At 68.5% G+C, this 18,453-nt stretch carries 15 protein-coding genes; 8 read left to right on the top strand and 7 right to left on the bottom strand.

All coding sequences use genetic code 11. The features are described from left to right. The first annotated feature begins 131 nt into the window (after positions 1 to 131). The 3 genes from ACYQ5L_RS09330 to ACYQ5L_RS09320 all read left to right on the top strand — a co-directional run bounded on the left by ACYQ5L_RS09330 (position 132) and on the right by ACYQ5L_RS09320 (position 1,976). Positions 132 to 503, top strand: a complete 372-nt coding sequence (locus ACYQ5L_RS09330; RefSeq protein WP_459956978.1) for a nuclear transport factor 2 family protein — start codon at positions 132 to 134, stop codon at positions 501 to 503. A 73-nt stretch (positions 504 to 576) separates the two neighbouring features. After that, positions 577 to 1,143 carry a hypothetical protein gene (locus ACYQ5L_RS09325; RefSeq protein WP_459956977.1) on the top strand — a complete coding sequence of 189 codons (567 nt, stop codon included), beginning with the start codon at positions 577 to 579 and terminating at the stop codon, positions 1,141 to 1,143. Positions 1,144 to 1,403: 260 nt separating this feature from the next. After that, the gene (locus ACYQ5L_RS09320; RefSeq protein ID WP_459956976.1) at positions 1,404 to 1,976 is read left to right on the top strand and encodes a carboxymuconolactone decarboxylase family protein; all 573 of its coding nucleotides are present in this window, start codon (positions 1,404 to 1,406) and stop codon (positions 1,974 to 1,976) included. Positions 1,977 to 2,056: 80 nt separating this feature from the next. Here ACYQ5L_RS09320 and ACYQ5L_RS09315 read toward each other — a convergent pair whose 3' ends face one another. Then, the gene (locus ACYQ5L_RS09315; RefSeq protein WP_459956975.1) at positions 2,057 to 3,526 is read right to left on the bottom strand and encodes a DHA2 family efflux MFS transporter permease subunit; all 1,470 of its coding nucleotides are present in this window, start codon (positions 3,524 to 3,526) and stop codon (positions 2,057 to 2,059) included. A gap of 179 nt (positions 3,527 to 3,705) precedes the next feature. Between ACYQ5L_RS09315 and ACYQ5L_RS09310 the strand changes: the two genes are divergently transcribed. Together ACYQ5L_RS09310 and ACYQ5L_RS09305 are read left to right on the top strand one after the other, a co-directional pair. Continuing rightward, on the top strand, positions 3,706 to 4,275 hold the full coding sequence (locus ACYQ5L_RS09310; protein WP_459956974.1) for an NADPH-dependent FMN reductase: 570 nt from the start codon (positions 3,706 to 3,708) through the stop codon (positions 4,273 to 4,275). Positions 4,276 to 4,325: 50 nt separating this feature from the next. After that, entirely contained in the window at positions 4,326 to 7,250 is a 2,925-nt protein-coding gene (locus ACYQ5L_RS09305) for an AAA family ATPase (RefSeq protein WP_459956973.1), read from the top strand. A gap of 57 nt (positions 7,251 to 7,307) precedes the next feature. On the opposite strand, the gene clpX is transcribed toward ACYQ5L_RS09305, so the two are convergent. The 5 genes from clpX to ACYQ5L_RS09280 all read right to left on the bottom strand — a co-directional run bounded on the left by clpX (position 7,308) and on the right by ACYQ5L_RS09280 (position 12,474). Next, a complete protein-coding gene (clpX, locus tag ACYQ5L_RS09300; protein ID WP_459956972.1) occupies positions 7,308 to 8,591 on the bottom strand; it encodes an ATP-dependent Clp protease ATP-binding subunit ClpX in 1,284 nt (427 codons plus the stop codon). 284 nt (positions 8,592 to 8,875) lie between these two features. After that, complete coding sequence (locus tag ACYQ5L_RS09295) at positions 8,876 to 9,517, bottom strand: ATP-dependent Clp protease proteolytic subunit (RefSeq protein WP_459963371.1); 642 nt, start codon at positions 9,515 to 9,517, stop codon at positions 8,876 to 8,878. A 100-nt stretch (positions 9,518 to 9,617) separates the two neighbouring features. Next, positions 9,618 to 10,202, bottom strand: a complete 585-nt coding sequence (locus ACYQ5L_RS09290) for an ATP-dependent Clp protease proteolytic subunit (RefSeq protein ID WP_459956971.1) — start codon at positions 10,200 to 10,202, stop codon at positions 9,618 to 9,620. Between the two features lie 150 nt (positions 10,203 to 10,352). Beyond that, positions 10,353 to 11,747 (bottom strand): trigger factor, encoded by a 1,395-nt coding sequence (tig, locus tag ACYQ5L_RS09285; RefSeq protein ID WP_459956970.1) that lies wholly within the window; start codon positions 11,745 to 11,747, stop codon positions 10,353 to 10,355. A 187-nt stretch (positions 11,748 to 11,934) separates the two neighbouring features. Next, positions 11,935 to 12,474, bottom strand: a complete 540-nt coding sequence (locus ACYQ5L_RS09280) for an FKBP-type peptidyl-prolyl cis-trans isomerase (RefSeq protein ID WP_459956969.1) — start codon at positions 12,472 to 12,474, stop codon at positions 11,935 to 11,937. A 128-nt stretch (positions 12,475 to 12,602) separates the two neighbouring features. On the opposite strand from ACYQ5L_RS09280, the gene ACYQ5L_RS09275 reads away from it, so the two are divergent. Continuing rightward, a complete protein-coding gene (locus ACYQ5L_RS09275) occupies positions 12,603 to 14,153 on the top strand; it encodes a 3' terminal RNA ribose 2'-O-methyltransferase Hen1 (protein WP_459956968.1) in 1,551 nt (516 codons plus the stop codon). Beyond that, positions 14,153 to 16,711, top strand: a complete 2,559-nt coding sequence (locus tag ACYQ5L_RS09270; RefSeq protein ID WP_459956967.1) for a polynucleotide kinase-phosphatase — start codon at positions 14,153 to 14,155, stop codon at positions 16,709 to 16,711. The genes ACYQ5L_RS09275 and ACYQ5L_RS09270 overlap by 1 nt, the downstream gene beginning before the upstream one ends. A gap of 189 nt (positions 16,712 to 16,900) precedes the next feature. Here ACYQ5L_RS09270 and ACYQ5L_RS09265 read toward each other — a convergent pair whose 3' ends face one another. After that, positions 16,901 to 17,398: an NUDIX hydrolase gene (locus tag ACYQ5L_RS09265; protein ID WP_459956966.1), complete on the bottom strand. Its 498-nt coding sequence runs from the start codon at positions 17,396 to 17,398 to the stop codon at positions 16,901 to 16,903. Positions 17,399 to 17,649: 251 nt separating this feature from the next. On the opposite strand from ACYQ5L_RS09265, the gene ACYQ5L_RS09260 reads away from it, so the two are divergent. Continuing rightward, entirely contained in the window at positions 17,650 to 18,441 is a 792-nt protein-coding gene (locus ACYQ5L_RS09260) for a DUF8020 domain-containing protein (RefSeq protein WP_459956965.1), read from the top strand. Positions 18,442 to 18,453: the final 12 nt, after the last annotated feature.

Raw genomic sequence — 18,453 nt, 5'->3', positions numbered from 1 at the left:
CGGCATGGCCGCTTCGCCCCTTGACCCCCCATTTGGGGATGGTCTCACCTAGTGATGTGGGGTGTTTCGGGGTGGGCTGGGAGTTGCTACGCTGCGCGATTAGAACACGTTTCAATCTGTTGGGAGTTGTCGTGGCAGTGCAGCCTCGTGATGTGGTCGAACAGTACGTGAAGTTGGTGGCCACGGGGCCTACCGAGGAGATTGTGGCGTTGTATGCCGCCGACGCGGTGGTGGAGGATCCGATCGGTAGCGAGCTGCGGCGCGGGCACGAGAAGATCCGGGAGTTGTACGCGGCGCTGGAGAATCTGGAGCGGTCCACCGAGCTGCATACCGTGAAGGTGAACGGGAAGCATGCCGCTGTGTCGTTCACGCTGGTCACGACGTTCAATGGGCAGCGGATGACGCTGGCGCCGATCGATGTCATGGAGTTCGACGGGGACGGCAAGATCGTGCTCATGCGGGCCTACTGGGGTCCCGAGGATCTGAAGATGGAGCAGATCTAGCGCGGGTGCTTGTTACCGCCCGTCGCGCGAATTACCGTGATCACACAGCGATTCGGCGATGGGCGGAGGGCCGATGCGGATCTCGTTTCGCGGCACCGGGGACGGCATCAATGTGCGCATGCGGCTGGAGGTGAACCGCCGCCGCTGGCTCGCCCTGCTCATCATGCTGGGCATCCTGGCCGCACAGGGTTTCATCGTCGGCCTCTGGGCGGTCTTCGCCCCGCAATCCTTCTACGACGACTTCCCAGGTTTCGGCGCCCAGTGGGTGAGCCCCGACGGCCCTTACAACCACCACCTGGTCGGCGATGTCGGCGCCTTCTTCCTGGCCTTGGCCGCCATCGCGGCCTTCGCCCTCTACCACCGCGACAGCATGATCGCCCGCGCCGCCGGCCTCGGCTGGCTGGTCTTCAGCCTCCCCCATGTCGTCTACCACGTGACCCACCGCCCCGACGCCATGAGCACCGCGAGCTACACCCTCAGCCTCGTCTCGATCCTCGCCCTCGGCGCGCTCGGCGCGGCCTGCCTGCTGGTCGCACCCCGCGAACGCCATCCGGTCCCGGAACCGGCCCCGGTGAACATCCGCTTCCCCCGCCGCCGTCCCCCGGAGACGTCCCGCCGCCGCGGTCCCTCCAACCGCTGAATTCTCGCCTCCCACACCGTCGTAACAGGTGAAGCCGCCGCGCCGATTCCCGGATATCGGAGTAAAGGTTCAATGGCGAACCACGGGGGATCACCGTCGATCCCCGGCACTGGCCGCGATCGGCACCCCCGATCGTCACCAACTCCGAGAACGACAATGGACGCACGTGTGATGCGGGAAATTTCCGCCGGCCCGTCACGTCCGGCGGGGCTGTCTCGTCCAAGGAACAGCAGCACACCCTTGGATCGAAGGAGACCGCTATGGGCGTCACTCGTATTCCCGCCGTCACGCCGAAACAGGCCGGACTGCTGACGCGAATCACGTACTGGTACAGCAAGCGCCGGTTCGGGGAGGTGCCGGAGCCGTTCGCCGTGCTGGCCAATCATCCGAGGCTCATGCGTGCGGCGGGGGTGCACGAGACGCTCGTCGAGCGTGGGTCGACCAAGCTTGCGCTGCCCATTCGTGAGATCGCCGTGTATTTCGTGGCTCGGACCGTGGGCTGCTCCTGGTGTGTGGACTTCGGATCGATGCTCATGCGCTTGTCCGATCTGGATCTCGATCGGCTGCGGCATATCGACGACTACCGGACCTCCGGCCATTACAGCGAGGACGAGCGCGCGGCGATCGCCTATGCCGAAGCCATGACGGCCACGCCGCCTACGGTCACCGATGAGCAGGTCAGCGATCTGAAGAAGCGGTTCGGGACCGAAGGCGTCATGGAGTTGACCTATCACATCGCGCTGGAGAATTCGCGCGCCCGTAGTTATCACGCGCTGGGCATTACCGATCAGGGCTTCAGTCAGGACTCCTGCCGGGTGCCCTGGGCGGAATAGCGGAGGATGGCCGGATGCCAACGGCCCCGCGATATTTCGCGGGGCCGTTGAACCGTGCGCGCCCGGATGGCCGAGCCCGCTCAGCTGAGGGCCTTGCGGGGCAGCAGCAGGGCGGGGACGAGCGCCAGGGCCAGCACCAGCACGGCCCAGCCGTAGGTGCCGCGGAAGGCGTCCGCGAGGGGTTCGGCAATGCTCGCGCGCTCGACGGTCCGGGCCACCGAATCCAGTGTGGCGCCGGGGACTTCGCGGGCCATGGCGGTGGTCAGCAGGACCGAGATGGCGGCGATGCCCACGGAGCTGGCGACCTGGGAGATGATGCTGAGGGTGGTGTTGGCGGCGGGCATCTCGTCCTTGGGCAGCGTCCGCGCCGCGGTGGTCATGGTCGGCATGATGGTCGCGCCGACGCCCACACCCATGACCGCGCCGGCCAGGGAGACCGCCCAGTAGGGGCTGTCCGCGTGAATCTGCGTGGTGACCAGACCGAAACCGAGGGCCGCCAGCGAGATTCCGCCGAGCACGATCCGGCCGGGCGGGATCTTGTCGATCAGCCGGCCCGCGACCTGCATGGTGATACCGGTGGCCAGCACCTGCGGGATGCCGAGCAGACCGGCCTCGGTGGCGGTGCTGCCGCGGACCAGCTGCCAGTACAGCGGGCCCAGCAGCATGGAGCCGAAGTACGCGCCGTTGAACAAGGTCAGCGTGGCGGCGGCAGAGCGGAATGCGCGGTGGCGGAACAGGTTCAGATCGAGCAGCGGATTCTCGGTGCGCAGTGCGCGCAGCACGAAGGCGATCACCAGACCCAGGCCCGCGAGCGTGGGCGCCAGGATGGCCGGCCGGGTGAAGTCGGCGTGCTCGCCGCCGGTGGCGACACCGTAGATGAGCAGGGCCAGGCCCGGGGACAGCATGAGCAGACCGGGCAGGTCCAGGCGGCGGCCGGGCCGCGGCTGTTCATCGGCCAGCACCCGCACCGCGCCGATCAGGGCGATCGCGGCGATCGGCAGATTGATGAAGAAGGCCCAGCGCCAACCGGCATTGTCGACCAGCCAGCCGCCCAGGATGGGTCCGGCCAGCGGCCCGACGAGCACCGGGATGCCGAGCAGTGCGGTGGTGCGGCCCATGTGTTTCGGGTCGGCGGCGCGCATCACCATGCTCATGCCGACGGGCATCAGCAGGCCGCCGCCCAGGCCCTGCAGCACGCGGAAAGCGATGAGCGACGGGGCATTCCAGGCCAGGCCGGCCAGCAGCGAGCCGAGCGTGAACAGGACGATCGCGGTGAGGAAGGTCCGCTTGGCGCCGAATCGGCCCATCGCCCAGGCGGTGAGCGGGATGACGGTGGCCAGGGCCAGCAGGTAGGCGGTCGAGACCCAGGCGATGGTGGACAGCGGGACGCGGAAGCCGGCGGCCAGCTGATTCAGGGCCACATTCACGACGGTGGTGTCGAGAACCGACATGATGCCGGCCGCGATCACCACGGCCGCAATGGCATTGACGGAGGGTGCGGGACGGCCGGTGGTCGTCACCTCCGGGGCCGGGGCGGAGATCGTTGTCATGCCGATGACGTTATGAACCGGCCACCCGGTACCGCCTCTGTCGAATGACCTGGTTCGACCGGATCCGGCGGACCCGGTCATTGCCGCCGCCGAACCCGGTCATCCGACAGAGGCGGCCGGAATGCCCGTCTCCCTAGCGTTTCCGGCATACCGATACACCGCCCCGATGGGAGATCCCAATGTCCACGACCCCCTTGCGCCTGGCCGTCATTGTCGCCAGCACCCGTGACGGCCGCTTCGGCCCCACCGTCGCGAACTGGTTCAGCGGCCGCGCCGCCGAGCACGCCGGTTTCGAGATCGACCTCATCGACGTGGCCGACCATCCGCTCCCCACCGTGCTCAGCGCCGACCCGGATCCCGCATGCCATCCGCTGCGCGCACGCCTGGCCGCCGCCGACGCCGTCGTCGTGGTCACGCCCGAGTACAACCACAGCTACCCGGCCTCGCTGAAGACCCTCATCGACTGGCACTACGAGGAGTGGCGTCTCAAGCCCATCGGCTTCGTCTCCTACGGCGGCATGTCCGGCGGCCTGCGCGCCGTCGAGCACCTCCGCCAGGTCTTCGCCGAACTGCATGCCGTCACCGTCCGCGACACCGTCAGCTTCCACCTGGCCTGGGACCGCTTCGACGCTGACGGCAATGCCCTCGACCCCGATAGCGCCATCGCCGCCAAAACCATGCTGGACCAGCTCATCTGGTGGGCCCACACGCTGCGCGACGGCCGCGCCGCCCGCCCGTACACGCACTGACTCACCCCGTCCCGCCGAGTCGCCCGCCCACCTCATTAGAGTCGCTAACCGTGCTATTCGGTCGTGCCGACGAGACCGCCGTCGTCGAAGAGTTGCTGACCCGGTCCGCCGCAGGCCACGCCGCCACGCTGGTGCTCCGAGGCGAGGCGGGCATCGGCAAATCCGTTCTCCTCGACCACGCCGCCACGCTGGCCGCGGAATCCGGCCACCGGCTCCTCCGGGTCAGCGGCACCGAAGCGGAACGCGACCTCGCCTTCGCCGGGCTGCACCTCCTGCTCGGCCGAGCCCGCACCGACCTCACCGCGCTCCCCGACGCCCAGGCCACCGCCCTGCGAGCCGCCCTCGATTCCGGAGAAGCCGAGCACCCCAACCGGTTCCTGGTAGGCGCGGCCACCCTGACCCTGCTGGCCCACCTATCCGACCAGACTCCCCTCCTCTGCCTGATCGACGACGCCCAATGGCTCGACCGCGCCACCCTGGACACCCTGCTCTTCGCAGCCCGCCGCCTGGACGCCGAACCGATCGGCCTGCTCTTCGCCGTCCGCGACGACCATCTACCGGAACTCCACGAACTCCCCGGCGCCACACTGCCTTTGGCCCGCTTGGACGAAACAGCGGCAGCGACCCTGCTCAGCGCAACCCACGGCCCCCTCCCCGCTGCCACCGCGACCTGGCTACTCCGCGAAGCAAACGGCAACCCCCTCGCCCTCCAGGTCCTGCCCACCCTGCGTCGCGCCGACCGCATGTACACCTCCCCCTTCAGCGCGAAAACCCCCACCCCCCACCGCATCCAACGCGCCTTCACCGACCGTATCCTCGCCCTCCCCGCCACCACCCAAGATTTCCTGCTCATCGCCGCCACCGACGACACCTCCGACCCCGCAGTCATCCTCTCCGCCGCAGCACACCTCACCGCCACCCGTATCCGCCAGAACCCCACCGCACACACCGATGCGAGTCACCCGGATCCAGAGGTCGGCTCTACGCTCCGGATGGGCGCCGAGAACGCCACACATGTGCAGACCGACCAGCCGGGCACCGAAGTCGCCACACCTGCTGAGGCCGGCCGAGTGGGGACCGAAATCGCCGGGCGCGTGGAGGTAGGGGGCGCGGCGCATCGCGAAGCGGCGCGGGCGGACTTGGCGCGGGCCGAACAGGCCGGGTTGGTGCGGGTGGAGGATGGGCGGATTGTGTTCAGCCATCCGCTGGTTCGGGCGGCCGCGTATGACGGGGCGACGGCTGCGCGGCGGCGGGAGGCGCATCGGGTGCTGGCCGAGATGCTCGATGCGATCGCGCATGCCGATCGGCGGGCATGGCATCTCGCTGCCGCGGCGGAGGCGCCGGATGAGGCGGTGGCCGCGGCGCTGGACGAGGCCGCGCGGCGGGCGCTGGGGCGGGGCGGGCTGGTCGAGGTGACGGCGGCCTATCGGCGGGCGGCCGATCTCAGCCCGGATCCGGTGGCGCGGGGACGGCGGCTGTACGCCGCCGCGCGGGCGGCGGCCGAGGGCGGGGATCTGGATGCCGCAACGGAATTCGTGGAGCGGGCACTGCCGCTGACCACGACGCCGGTGGCGCTGGCCGGACTATCCGAGTTGCAGGCCGAGATCGCGCTGGCGCAGGATCGGCCGCAGGCCGCGCAGCAATCGCTCGGCACGGCCGCTGCTTTCGTGGCCGCGCAGGATCCGGAGTTGGCGGGCAGTCTGTTGTTCCGGGCGGCCGAGGCGGCCTGGAGTGCGGGGGACCTGACGGCCGTGGCACATACCGCGGCCCGGGCCGAGAGTTCGGGGCTGCCCGGGGCTGAGCGGGTGCGGGCGCTGGCGGACCTCATGGCCGGGCTCAATCCGGGCGCGGACGCGGATGCCGGGCAATCGATCACGGCGCTGCGGTTTCTCATGACCGGGATCGCGGATGATCAGCTGCGGGAGCGGGCGACGGCCGCGCATTGGCATTTGCTCATAGCGGACATCCCTGCCGCCCGGGATCTTTCGGCCGCGCTCGCCGAGGACTGCCGACGGCTCGGGGCAGTGGGTGTACTCACCCGGGCGCTCCAGTTGCAGGCGCGCACCGAGCTCGTGCTCGGGCGACTCACCGCCGCGAGCGCCGCCGCCACCGAGGGGCTACGGCTGGCCGCCGAGAGCGGGCACCGGGCCAGCCAGATCTACCAATCCACCACTCTCGCATTGCTTGCCGCGATCCGTGGCGACGAGCAACGGTGCGCGGAATTCACAACGGAACCCCTGGAACGCGATATCGCCCCGGCCAATGTGCACGCCATCGCCGCATTGAGCCTGCTCGACCTCGGCATCGGCAGACCTGACGCCGCCGTGGACCGGCTCCTCACCGTCCTATCCGGAGCCAACCGGCACGGTGCGATCGCGAGCATTCCCGACCTGGTCGAGGCCGCGCATCGCACCGATCGCCTCGCGGAGACGCGCGCCGTCTTCGACTGGTACCGCGCCTGGACCGATCAGGTAGCCCAGCCGTGGGCGCGGGCCATCGCGCAGCGCTGCCTGGCATTGCTGGCCGACGACGACACTGCCGAAACGCATTTCACCACCGCGCTGCACCTGCACCACGCCCAGTCCGAGTTCGCCTTCGACCGCGCCCGCACCGAACTCCTCTATGGCGAATGGCTGCGCCGTCATCAGCGGCGCGCCGAGGCCCGCACCCATCTGCGCGCCGCAGCGGAAACCCTCCGCCGTCTGGGCGCGCTCCCCTGGGCCGAACGCGCCGAGGGCGAGCTGCGCGCCACCGGCGAGACCCGCACCACCGCACCCACGGTCGACGTCCTCGGCCGCCTCACCCCGCAGGAGCTGCAAACCGCCCAGTTGGCCGCAACCGGCTTGTCCAACAAGGACATCGGCGCGCAGCTGTTCCTGAGCCCGCGCACGGTCGGCTATCACCTGTCCAACGCCTACCCGAAGCTCGGCATCACCTCCCGCCGTGAACTCGCGGCGGTCTTCCGGGACTCCTGATGTGAAACGAGAACGGCCCCGCGATATCTCGCGGGGCCGTCTCGTAAAAGCTGGTGGTTACGCCGACTTCTCGCGGCGCTCCGGACCGGACTGGCGCTTGCGCGGCACGATCGTCGGCAGCACGTTGTTATTGACCGTGTCCTCGGTGACGACGACCTTGGCCACGTCATCGCGGCTGGGGATGTCGTACATGACCGGGAGGAGCACTTCCTCCATGATGGCGCGCAGGCCGCGGGCTCCGGTGCCGCGCAGGATGGCCTGGTCGGCAACGGCTTCCAGGGCGTCCTGGGTGAACTCCAGGTCCACGCCGTCCATCTCGAACAGGCGCACGTACTGCTTGACCAGTGCGTTCTTCGGCTCGGCCAGAATGCGGACCAGGGAGTCCTTGTCCAGGTTGGTGACCGAGGCGACGATCGGCAGGCGGCCGATGAACTCGGGGATGAGACCGAACTTGATCAGATCCTCGGGCATGACATCGGCGAAGTGGTCGGCGGTGTCGATCTCCACCTTGGAGCGCACCTCCGCGCCGAAACCGATGCCGCGCTTGCCGACTCGATCCTGCACGATCTTCTCCAGGCCGGCGAAGGCGCCCGCCACGATGAAGAGCACGTTCGTGGTGTCGATCTGGATGAATTCCTGGTGCGGATGCTTGCGGCCGCCCTGCGGGGGCACCGAGGCCTGGGTGCCTTCCAGGATCTTCAGCAGCGCCTGCTGCACGCCCTCACCGGAGACATCCCTGGTGATGGACGGGTTCTCCGACTTGCGGGCGATCTTGTCGACCTCGTCGATGTAGATGATGCCGGTCTCGGCGCGCTTGACGTCGTAATCGGCGGCCTGGATCAGCTTCAGCAGGATGTTCTCGACATCCTCGCCGACGTAGCCGGCCTCGGTCAGCGCGGTGGCGTCGGCGATGGCGAACGGCACGTTCAGCATCTTGGCCAGCGTCTGTGCCAGGTACGTCTTACCGCAGCCGGTGGGGCCGAGCATGAGGATGTTGGACTTCATCAACTCGACGGCTTCGCCACGGGAATCGCGGCCCTTGTCACCGGCCTGAATGCGCTTGTAGTGGTTGTACACAGCCACGGCGAGCGTGCGTTTCGCGGCGTCCTGCCCGATCACATACTGCTCGAGGAAATCGCGGATTTCCGCGGGCTTGGGCAACTCGTCGAGTTTGACCTCGCTCGATTCGGCGAGTTCTTCCTCGATGATCTCGTTGCACAGATCGATGCACTCGTCGCAGATGTACACCCCCGGTCCCGCAATGAGCTTCTTGACCTGCTTCTGGCTCTTTCCGCAGAACGAGCACTTGAGCAGATCGCCGCCATCACCGATGCGCGCCATCTCCTGGGTCCCTACTTCCTTGTCCGCGTGCAACCGTCTGTCCCCGGTTGTCGGCGAAGTGCCTTCTTCGAGCGTAAGCCGTGACCCCCTGTGAGCGGATCCGGCGATGCGGCCAATTATTCCCAAAAGGCAGAGCCGACAACCACGAGCAAAGGTCCCTAGAGTGACCGTACCCGCTTCCCGCGACCGAGGTCGACAACTTGGGCACGTTTCTCACCGGACATGTGCGTGGACTCACCCCTGCCCGGGTGGCGAGGACGGACCGGCCCCGCCACCCGTAGCCCTCACTTCTGGGCGCTGAGCTTGCGGTACTCGAACACCGTGTCGATGATCCCGTATTCCTTCGCCTCATCGGCGGTGAGGATCTTGTCGCGGTCGGTGTCCTTGCGGATCGTGTCCGCATCTTTACCGGTGTGGCGAGCCAGCGTGGTCTCCATGAGACGGCGCATGCGCTCGATCTCCGCGGCCTGGATCTCCAGATCGGAGACCTGACCCTGGATGCCGCCCGAGGTGGACGGCTGGTGGATCAGCACGCGGGCGTTCGGCAGGCAGGCGCGCTTGCCGGGGGCGCCGGCGGCCAGCAGCACGGCGGCGGCGGAGGCGGCCTGACCCAGGCAGACGGTGGCCACATCGGCGCGCACGTACTGCATGGTGTCGTAGATGGCCATCAGCGCGGTGAACGAGCCGCCCGGCGAGTTGATGTACATGGTGATGTCGCGGTCGGGATCCAGCGACTCCAGCACCAGCAGCTGCGCCATGATGTCATTGGCCGAGGTGTCGTCCACCGTGGCGCCGAGGAAGATGATGCGCTCCTCGAACAGCTTGTTGTACGGGTTGGACTCCTTCACGCCGAAGCTGGAGTGCTCGATGAACGAGGGCAGGATGTACCGCGACTGTGCCTGTTGCGGGGCCACAGAACCCGGCATCTGAGCGGCCGACCCGGCGGCGGCGAAGGTGATGCCCGCGGACCGCGGGTCGATCAGGTTCGACATGTGCGTCTCCAAAAAGTCTCGTGGATGGGCGTGATCAGTTGGCGCCGTTGGCCTGGCGCGCGTGCGTGATCACGTGGTCGATGAACCCGTACTCGAGCGCTTCCTGCGGGGTGAACCAGCGGTCGCGGTCGGCGTCCTGGGTGACCTGCTCCACGGACTGACCGGTGTGCAGCGCCTGGAGTTCGTTCAGCTCACGCTTGGTGTAGGCGAACTGCTCGGCCTGGATGGCGATATCGGCCGCGGAGCCGCCGATGCCGGCGGACGGCTGATGCATCATGATCCGCGAGTGCGGCAGGGCGTAGCGCTTGCCCTTGGTGCCGGCGGCGAGCAGGAACTGGCCCATGGAGGCGGCCAGGCCCATGCCGTAGGTGGCGATATCGCACTCGGCGAACTGCATGGTGTCGTAGATGGCCATGCCGGCGGTCACCGAGCCGCCCGGGGAGTTGATGTAGAGCGCGATGTCCTTGGTCGGATCCTCGGCCGTCAGCAGCAGGATCTGCGCGCACAGCTTGTTGGCGATGTCGTCGTCGACCTGGCTGCCCAGGAAGATGATCCGATTGCGCAACAGGCGCTCGTAGACCGAATCACCGAGGTTCAGACCAGCAGTCTCGGATGCCATGCGCACCCCTGCCTGATTGATTGTCACGGATACCTGCCCTCTCTCAACGGCTCGGTTAACAAGCCCCTACTGATTCGCTGACACAAACCCTAACGAAGCAGGGCGGCACCGAACTCCCGGTACCGCCCTGCTTCGCTCATAGCGCAAAACTTACTTGGCGTCGGCCTCAGCGGTATCGGCGACCTCGGCGAGCTCCTCGGCGGACACCTCTTCGGCCTCCGCGGCCGGGTTGCCGAACATTTCCGCGGTGTCCACCACATTGCCGGCGGTGTCGGTGACGGCGGCCTGGACCACCACACCGGCGAGGGCCTTGCCGCGGCGGACGTCGGCGAAGACGGCGCCCAGCTGGCCGGCCTGCTGGATCTGCTGGATGAACTGATCGGGCGACATGCCGTAGCGCTGCGCCTGGAAGATGATCCGCTCGTACAGCTCGTCCTGGCCGACCTGGGTGTTCTCCTGCTCGGCGACGGCGTCGAGCAGCAGCTGGGTCTTGACCGACTTCTCGGCCGACTCCTGGGTGTCCTTGTTGAACTCCTCCAGCGAGGAGCCCTGGGCCTCGAGGGCCTCGGCCAGCTTGGCCTCGTCGTGGTCGAAACCGTGGACGGCGTCGTGCTTGACGGCGTCGACCTCGGCCTGCACGACCTTCTCCGGCAGCGGGATCTCGACGGTGTCGAGCAGGGCTTCGAGCACCTTGTCGCGGATCTGGCCGGCCTGCTCGACCTTCTTGACGCGCTCGACGCGCGACTTCAGATCGGTCTTCAGCTCGTCGATGGTGTCGAATTCGCTTGCCAGCTGGGCGAACTCGTCATCGGCCTCGGGCAGCTCGCGCTCCTTGACCGACTGCACGGTCACGGTGATGACGGCTTCCTTGCCCGCGTGCTCGCCGGCGACCAGTTTGGAGGTGAAGTCCTTGGACTCCGCCGCCTTCAGGCCGATCAGGGTCTCGTCCAGGCCCTCGATGAGCTGGCCGGAGCCGACCTCGTGCGACAGGCCGGTGGTGGAGGCCTCTTCGACCTCGACGCCGTCGACGGTGGCCGACAGGTCGATGGAGACGAAGTCGCCGTTCTCGATGGCGCGCTCGACCGAGGTCAGGGTGCCGAAGCGCTGGCGCAGCGAGGTCAGCTGCTCCTCGATGTCGGCATCGGTGATCTCGATCGGATCGACGGTGACCTTGATGTCGCCGAAGGCGGGCAGGGTGACCTCGGGGCGGACGTCGACCTCGGCGGTGAAGGCCAGCTCCTGGCCGTCCTCGATCTTGGTGATCTCGATCTCCGGCTGGCCGAGGACCTTCACCTCGGAGGCGACCACGGCCTCGCTGTAGCGCTTGGGCAGCACGTCGTTGACGACCTGCTCCAGCACGGCGCCGCGACCCAGGCGGGCCTCGAGGAGCTTGGCCGGGGCCTTGCCCGGGCGGAAGCCCGGAATGCGGACCTGCTGCGCAAGGGCCTTGTAGGCCTTGTCGAAGTCCGGCTTCAGCTCCTCGAAGGGCACCTCGACGTTAATCCGGACCCGGGTCGGGCTCAGCTGCTCGACGGTGCTCTTCACGGACATGCTCCTTGTTCGTAGTTCATGGTTGACGGCTAGTTCCCCCCTAACGCATCCCGACCAGGTTAGTTGACGGGTCGGAGACACCGGTAACCGGTCATGGCAGAGGGGAGCGCGGCGGCTGGCGCACTGCTCAGCCGCCCTGGTACAGCGCTTGCGGATCCGGCCGGAGGTCTCGGACTTCCAGCTAACCGACCTTGACGGCGTCGGTGACGAAGACCAGCGTCTCGTTCGGCTTGATGCCATTGCCGCCCGCGCCGTAGCCGAGGTCCGGCGGCACGATCAGCAACCGGCGCGCGCCCTGCTGGACGCCGATCAGGCCCTGATCCCAGCCCTGGATGACCTGGCCCGCGCCCAGCGCGAGGGGGAAGGGCTTGCCGCGGTCGAAGGAGCTGTCCAGCTTCTTCTTGTCCGACCAGGTGACCAGGCTGTAGTTCATGGTCAGCTGCTGCCCGGCCACCGCGCCCGGGCCGGAGCCCGCGACCAGATCCTTGACGATGAGCTGCTCGGGCGGATCGCAATCGTCCGGAATGGTGATCTTCGGGTTCTCGCCGAAGCCGCCGTCGACCTTGATGTCCTCGGCGGTGCACTCGCGGCCCTTGCTCTGGGCGGCGGCCGAGGTGGTGGTTTTGGCCGAGGTGGTGGTGTCCGACGCCGAGTCGTCACCGCCGCCGCAGCCGGCCAGTACCAGCGCCGCCGCCGCGATCGTGCCGATTGTGCCTGCCAAGCGCATTCCCGCTCCTCACCGAGTCCCGGACTGCCGCAGGGTGCGGCACCGCGCCGAACCTACACGTGTCGGGGTGCGAGGTTGGGAATTGGGTTGCGGTGCTGGGCCGATGCGATGAATCTGAGCTGATGCTGTTGACGATCACCTGCACCCGCCCGCAGGGGGCCGCCTGGGTGGCCTCCGACCTGGGGTTCCTGCTGCACAAGAACCCCGCGCGGATACAGGGGTTCGAGCAGTCCTACGGCACCGCGCGGGTGCTGTATCCCGAGGCCGGGGACGAGCGCTGCACGGCCGCCCTGCTGCTGGAGATCGACCCGGTCCGCCTGGTGCGCGGAAAGTCCAAGAGCGCACCGGAATTCAGCCTCGGCCAGTATGTGAACGACCGCCCCTACGCGGCCTCCTCACTGCTGTCGGTGGCCATCGCCACCATCTTCGGCACCGCCCTGCACGGGCGCTGCAAGACCCATCCCGAACTCGCCGGAACCGCGCTGCCGCTGCGCCTCGAACTGCCCGCGGTGCCCTGCAAGGGCGGCCCGGACCAGGTGGTGAAGATCTTCGAACCGCTCGGCTGGACGGTCACCGCCACTCCCCTGCCCTTGGACCCGGCCTTCCCGGACTGGGGCGAATCCCATTACGTCCGCCTGGAACTCACCGGCGTCCTGCGCTTGTCCGAAGCGCTCTCACACCTCTACGTCCTCCTCCCCGTCCTCGACGGCAGCAAGCACTACTTCCTCGACTCCGCCGAGATCGACAAGCTGCTGCGCTTCGGCGAAGGCTGGCTCGTGAACCATCCGGAGCGCGCCTGGATCACCCGCCGCTACCTGGCCCGCCGCCATTCGCTGGTGCAGGCCGCGCTGGTCCGGCTGGCCGAACTCGACGACGCCGAGCCCGAAGAGCTGGGGCTCGTCGAGACCCTGCCGGAGGACCTCGATGACACGCCCGAGGTGCTCAACGAGCGGACCGCCCGTGACGCGCCGGGGTCCGGCACAGCGACTTTCACCGCCGGTCCCGGCGATACCGGATTCGTGGCCGATCAGGCCGGCGCGCGCATGCCTTCGCTGGCTGTGCTGCGGCGGGCGGCTGTCGTACAGGCGCTGCGCGACGTAGGGGCGAGCCGGGTGCTCGATCTCGGGTGCGGCGAAGGGGCGCTGCTGCGGGAATTGGTGGCGGAGCGGAGTTTTGCCGAGATCGTGGGGGTGGATGTGTCCATGCGGTCGCTGCATATCGCCAAGCGGCGGCTGCAGCGGCTGCCGGAGTGGCAGGCGCGGCGGGTGACGGTGCGGCAGGGCGCGCTGACGTATACCGACGCTTCGCTGCGGGGGTATGACGCGGCGGTGCTCATGGAGGTGATCGAGCATGTGGACGAGCCTCGGTTGCAGGCGCTCGGGCATGCGGTGTTCGGGGCGGCGGCGCCGGGGGCGGTGATCGTGACGACGCCGAACGGGGAGTACAACACGCTTTACGAGGGCATGGCGCCCGGAGCGTTCCGGCATTCTGACCACCGATTCGAGTGGAGCCGTGCGGAATTCGCGGCGTGGGCCGATGCGGTCTGCGAGAGGTACGGGTATGCGGTGCGATTGGAGCCGATCGGGCCGGTGGACGTCGAGCTCGGGGCGTCCACGCAAATGGCCGTGTTCACCAAGACGGTGAGCAGCAGCGCGGCGAAGGGGGTCGCGTAATGGCGGAGTTGCTGGTTCCGGAATTGTCGCTGGTGGTGCTGGTCGGCAGCACCGGGTCGGGCAAGTCCACGTTCGCGCGCAAGCATTTCCGGTCGACGGCCATCGTGTCCTCGGACGCCTGCCGCGGAATCGTGAGCGATGACGAGAACGATCAGGCGGCGACCCCGGAGGCGTTCGCGCTGCTGCACCACATTGCGGGGGTGCGGCTGCGGCGCGGGCTGCGCACGGTGGTGGACGCCACCAATGTGCAGCCGAAGGCGCGGCAGGCGCTCATCGAGCTGGCTCGGGATCATGACGTGCTGCCGGTGGCGATCGTGCTGGATGTGCCCGACAAGGTGTGCGTCGAGCGCAATGCGAACCGGCCCGATCGCGCGGACCTCGGCCCGCACGTCATCCCGCGGCAGCAGCGGGAGCTGCGGCGCAGCCTGAAATACCTGGAGCGCGAGGGCTTCCGGAAGGTGCACGTGCTGCGCGGGGTCGAGGAGATCGAGGCGGCGACCATCGTGAACGAGCGGCTGTGGAACGACAAGCGCGAGCTCACCGGGCCCTTCGATGTGATCGGCGATGTGCACGGCTGCCGCTCCGAGCTGGAGACCCTGCTGGGCGAGCTCGGGTACGAGCTGGCCCGCGACGGTTCCGGGCGGCCGGTGGACGCGCGGCATCCGGATGGCCGGACCGCCGTATTCGTCGGCGATCTGGTGGACCGCGGTCCCGACACCCCGGGCGTGCTGCGCTTGGTCATGGGCATGGTGGCGTCCGGGAACGCCCTGTGCGTCACCGGGAATCACGAGTTCAAGCTGGTGCGCGCCCTGGACGGCCGCAAGGTGAAGGTCGCGCACGGCCTGGCCGAATCCCTCGCCCAGCTGGAGGCCGAGGACGGCGACTTCCGCAAGGCGGCGCACGAGTTCATGCGCGGCCTGGTCAGTCACTATGTGCTCGACGGCGGCAAGCTGGTGGTCGCGCACGCCGGGCTGAAGGAGGAGTACCACGGCCGCGCCTCGGGCCGGGTGCGGTCGTTCGCCATGTACGGCGAAACCACCGGGGAGACCGACGAATACGGGCTGCCGGTCCGCTACCCGTGGGCCGACGACTACCGGGGCCGCGCCCTGGTGCTCTACGGGCACACGCCCATGGCCGAGCTGGCATGGGTGAACAACACGCTGTGCCTGGACACGGGCGTGGTGTTCGGCGGCAAGCTCACCGCCCTGCGCTATCCGGAGAAGGAACCGGTTTCCGTTCCGGCCGAACAGGTCTGGTACGAACCCGCCCGCCCGCTGCAGGCGCCCACCCCGCAGCGTGATCCGGGCGTGCTGGATCTCGACGATGTCCTCGGCCGCCGCGTGGTGGAAACCCGACACCTGGGTCGCGTGGGCGTCCAGGAGGATTCGGCCGCCGCCGCACTCGAGGTGATGAGCCGCTTCGCCACCGACCCGCGCTGGCTGGTCTACCTGCCGCCCACCATGTCGCCGTGCGCCACGTCGACCTTGGACGGCTACCTCGAGCATCCGGCGCAAGCTTTCGAGTACTACCGCGCCGAGGGTGTGCCGAGCGTGGTGTGCGAGGAGAAGCACATGGGCTCGCGCGCGGTCGTGGTCGTGGCCCGCTCGGCCGACGCCGCCCGCAGCCGCTTCGGCATCGAGGACGGCAGCACCGGCGCCATCTACACCCGCACCGGCCGCCCCTTCTTCGACGGCGCCGCGCAGACCGAGACCCTGCTGTCCCGCGTCCGCGCCGCCGCCGAGCAGGCCGGTCTGTTCGAGGAACTCGGCACCGACTGGCTGCTGCTCGACACCGAACTCATGCCCTGGTCCGCCAAGGCCATGGGCCTGCTCCGCAGCCAGTACGCCGCCGTCGGCGCGGCCGCCCGCGCCTCCCTCGACGCCGCCGCCCAGGTCCTGGCCGCCGCGGCCGACCGCGGACTGGACGTCGCCGATCTGGCCGAGCACACCGCGGCCCGCCGCACCGACGCCGCGGCCTTCACCACCGCCTACGGCCGCTACTGCTGGCCCACCGCGGGCCTCGACGGCATCCGCCTGGCCCCGTTCCAGATCCTGGCCGCCCAGGGCGCGAACTACGCTGTCCGCGAACACAACTGGCACCTGGAACGCATCGACCGCCTGGTCACCGCCGATTCGGAACTGTTCACCCCCACCGGCCGCCTGCTGGTCGATCTGACCGATCCGGACAGCGAAGCCGCGGCCACCACGTGGTGGACCGAACTGACCTCGGCGGGCGGCGAAGGCATGGTCGTCAAGCCGCTCGGCTCCCTGGTCGCGGGCACCGCCACTCGCAGCGGCCGCCCGGTCCAGCCCGGCGTGAAATGCCGTGGCCCGGAATACCTCCGGATCAGCTACGGCCCGGAATACCTACGCCCGGCCAACCTGCAACGCCTGCGCCAGCGCGGCCTGGGCGCCAAACGCTCCCTGGCCCTGCGCGAATACGCCCTGGGCCTGGAAGCCCTGGACCGCTTCGTCGGCAACGAGCCTCTGTGGCGCGTCCACGAAGCCGTATTCGCCGTGCTGGCACTGGAAACCGAGCCGGTCGACCCCCGCCTCTGAACGAAGCCCCGTCCCCGTCCCATCGCCATGCGTCGGGACCCGCCACCCGTCATTCCGGCGTGCTTTCGGCCGGAATCCACCCCATTCGTCGACACGCTGCGGGTGTGGATCCCGGCCAGCAGCGCGCCAGGACGACATGGCGAATTCCCGGGTCTACAGCGAGACGCAGCTCTCGGGGTGAGGTCGAGGTCAATCCTGGGGTGAGAGGGTCTGTTCGACGAGGCGCTGGGCGAGGCGGTCGAGGAAGGGGCGCTGGCCCTTGCCGAGTTTGTCGAGGGCGATGTCCGGGGCGAACCAGGCGGCGCGGTCGATTTCAGGGAATTGCTGGATGCGTCCGGAGCGCGGTGGCCATTCCATGTCGAAGTGGCCGGGGACGATCTCGGCGGGGTCGAGATCGCCTTCGACTGCCCAGACGGTGACCTGCTTCTTGCCGCGGCCGCTGCCGTATTGGACGTCGCCGAGTGGCGTCCAATCCCCGTCGGGCACGGGCAGGCCGAGTTCCTCGGTGAATTCGCGAGCCGCGGCGGCTTGCGGATCCTCTTCGGCGGGTTCGTATTCGCCCTTGGGGATGGACCAGGCGGAGGCGTCCTTCTTCGCCCAGAGCGGGCCGCCCATATGGCCGAGCAGCACTTCGAGGCCGGATGTGCGGCGGAACAACAGGACTCCCGCGCTGTACCTGAGGCTCATGCCCGCAGTCTGCCCGGTTCCGCTGACAGGCGCGCAGCCGGGGCGCTACAGTGAGCGACGTTGCGGCAAACTGGTCGGCCGGATCAACTCTGGATCACCGCCGGATGATTTCCGTCCGTTTTCGCATGCCCGAAACTCTTTCGCTAACTGAGCTTTCCACTAGGCTTGCTGGCTGGGCCAGCTGGGAATTCGGGGTTTGAAGCTCCTGAGCGTCCCGACAGTGACACACCTGATGACGGATGGGATACCGCATGGAGTTCCGCAGCGCCACGACGGCAGCCGCCCTGGTGATCGGCGCACTGACCGTGGCAACCGGATCGGCGAATGCCGAGCCCGAGGCCCCCGAAACCCCAGAGCACATCACGTACTCGACCAAGCTGGTGGACAAGACGGTCGTCACCACGCTCAAAGGCGGAACCTTCGAACTCTCGCGAGCCCTGGACAGCCAGCTCGAAGCCGGCCGCGGCGAGCGGTTGATCGAGAAGGACGGCGTGCTCGTCGCCCCGGACGGCGCCCCCGCCGACCCGGCCGCAGTGGTGGATGTCGTGGATGTGAAGGACGGCGAGGGCAATGTGCTGCTCACCCTTCCCCTCGACTTCAACCTGGGACCGATCCCCATCCCGGTCAAGTCCGAGGTCGACAAGGACGCCACCGTCCTGTCCATCACCCCCGACAAGCCGTCGGGCGCGGACCTCACCCAGCCACTGGCCGTGAAACCGGTTGCCTCGCAACTGGAGAACCAGCGCGCCCTCAATGACTTCACCACCCAGTTCGGCCTGGCCACCACCATCGGCGGCTTCGTCGGCACCGCCATCGGCGCGACCATCGGCTGTATCGTCACGCTGGTGGCGGGCTGCATCCCCGGCCTCACCACCGGCGCGACCGCGGGCGGCATCATCGGCACCATCGCCCTGGGCGGCCCCACCCTCATCGCCTCCGGCATCGACCTGCTCACCACCATGAACGCCGCCGACGGCACCACCAAGTGGGCCGAGAAGCCCAAGGTCACCACCCAGGCCCCGCAGCCCGAACAGCCGAAGTAGCGGTCGGCCACG

Source organism: Nocardia sp. IFM 10818, from assembly GCF_054655275.1.
Note: the sequence above shows the minus strand (reverse complement) of the source record. Positions and strands in the feature narration are given on the sequence as shown.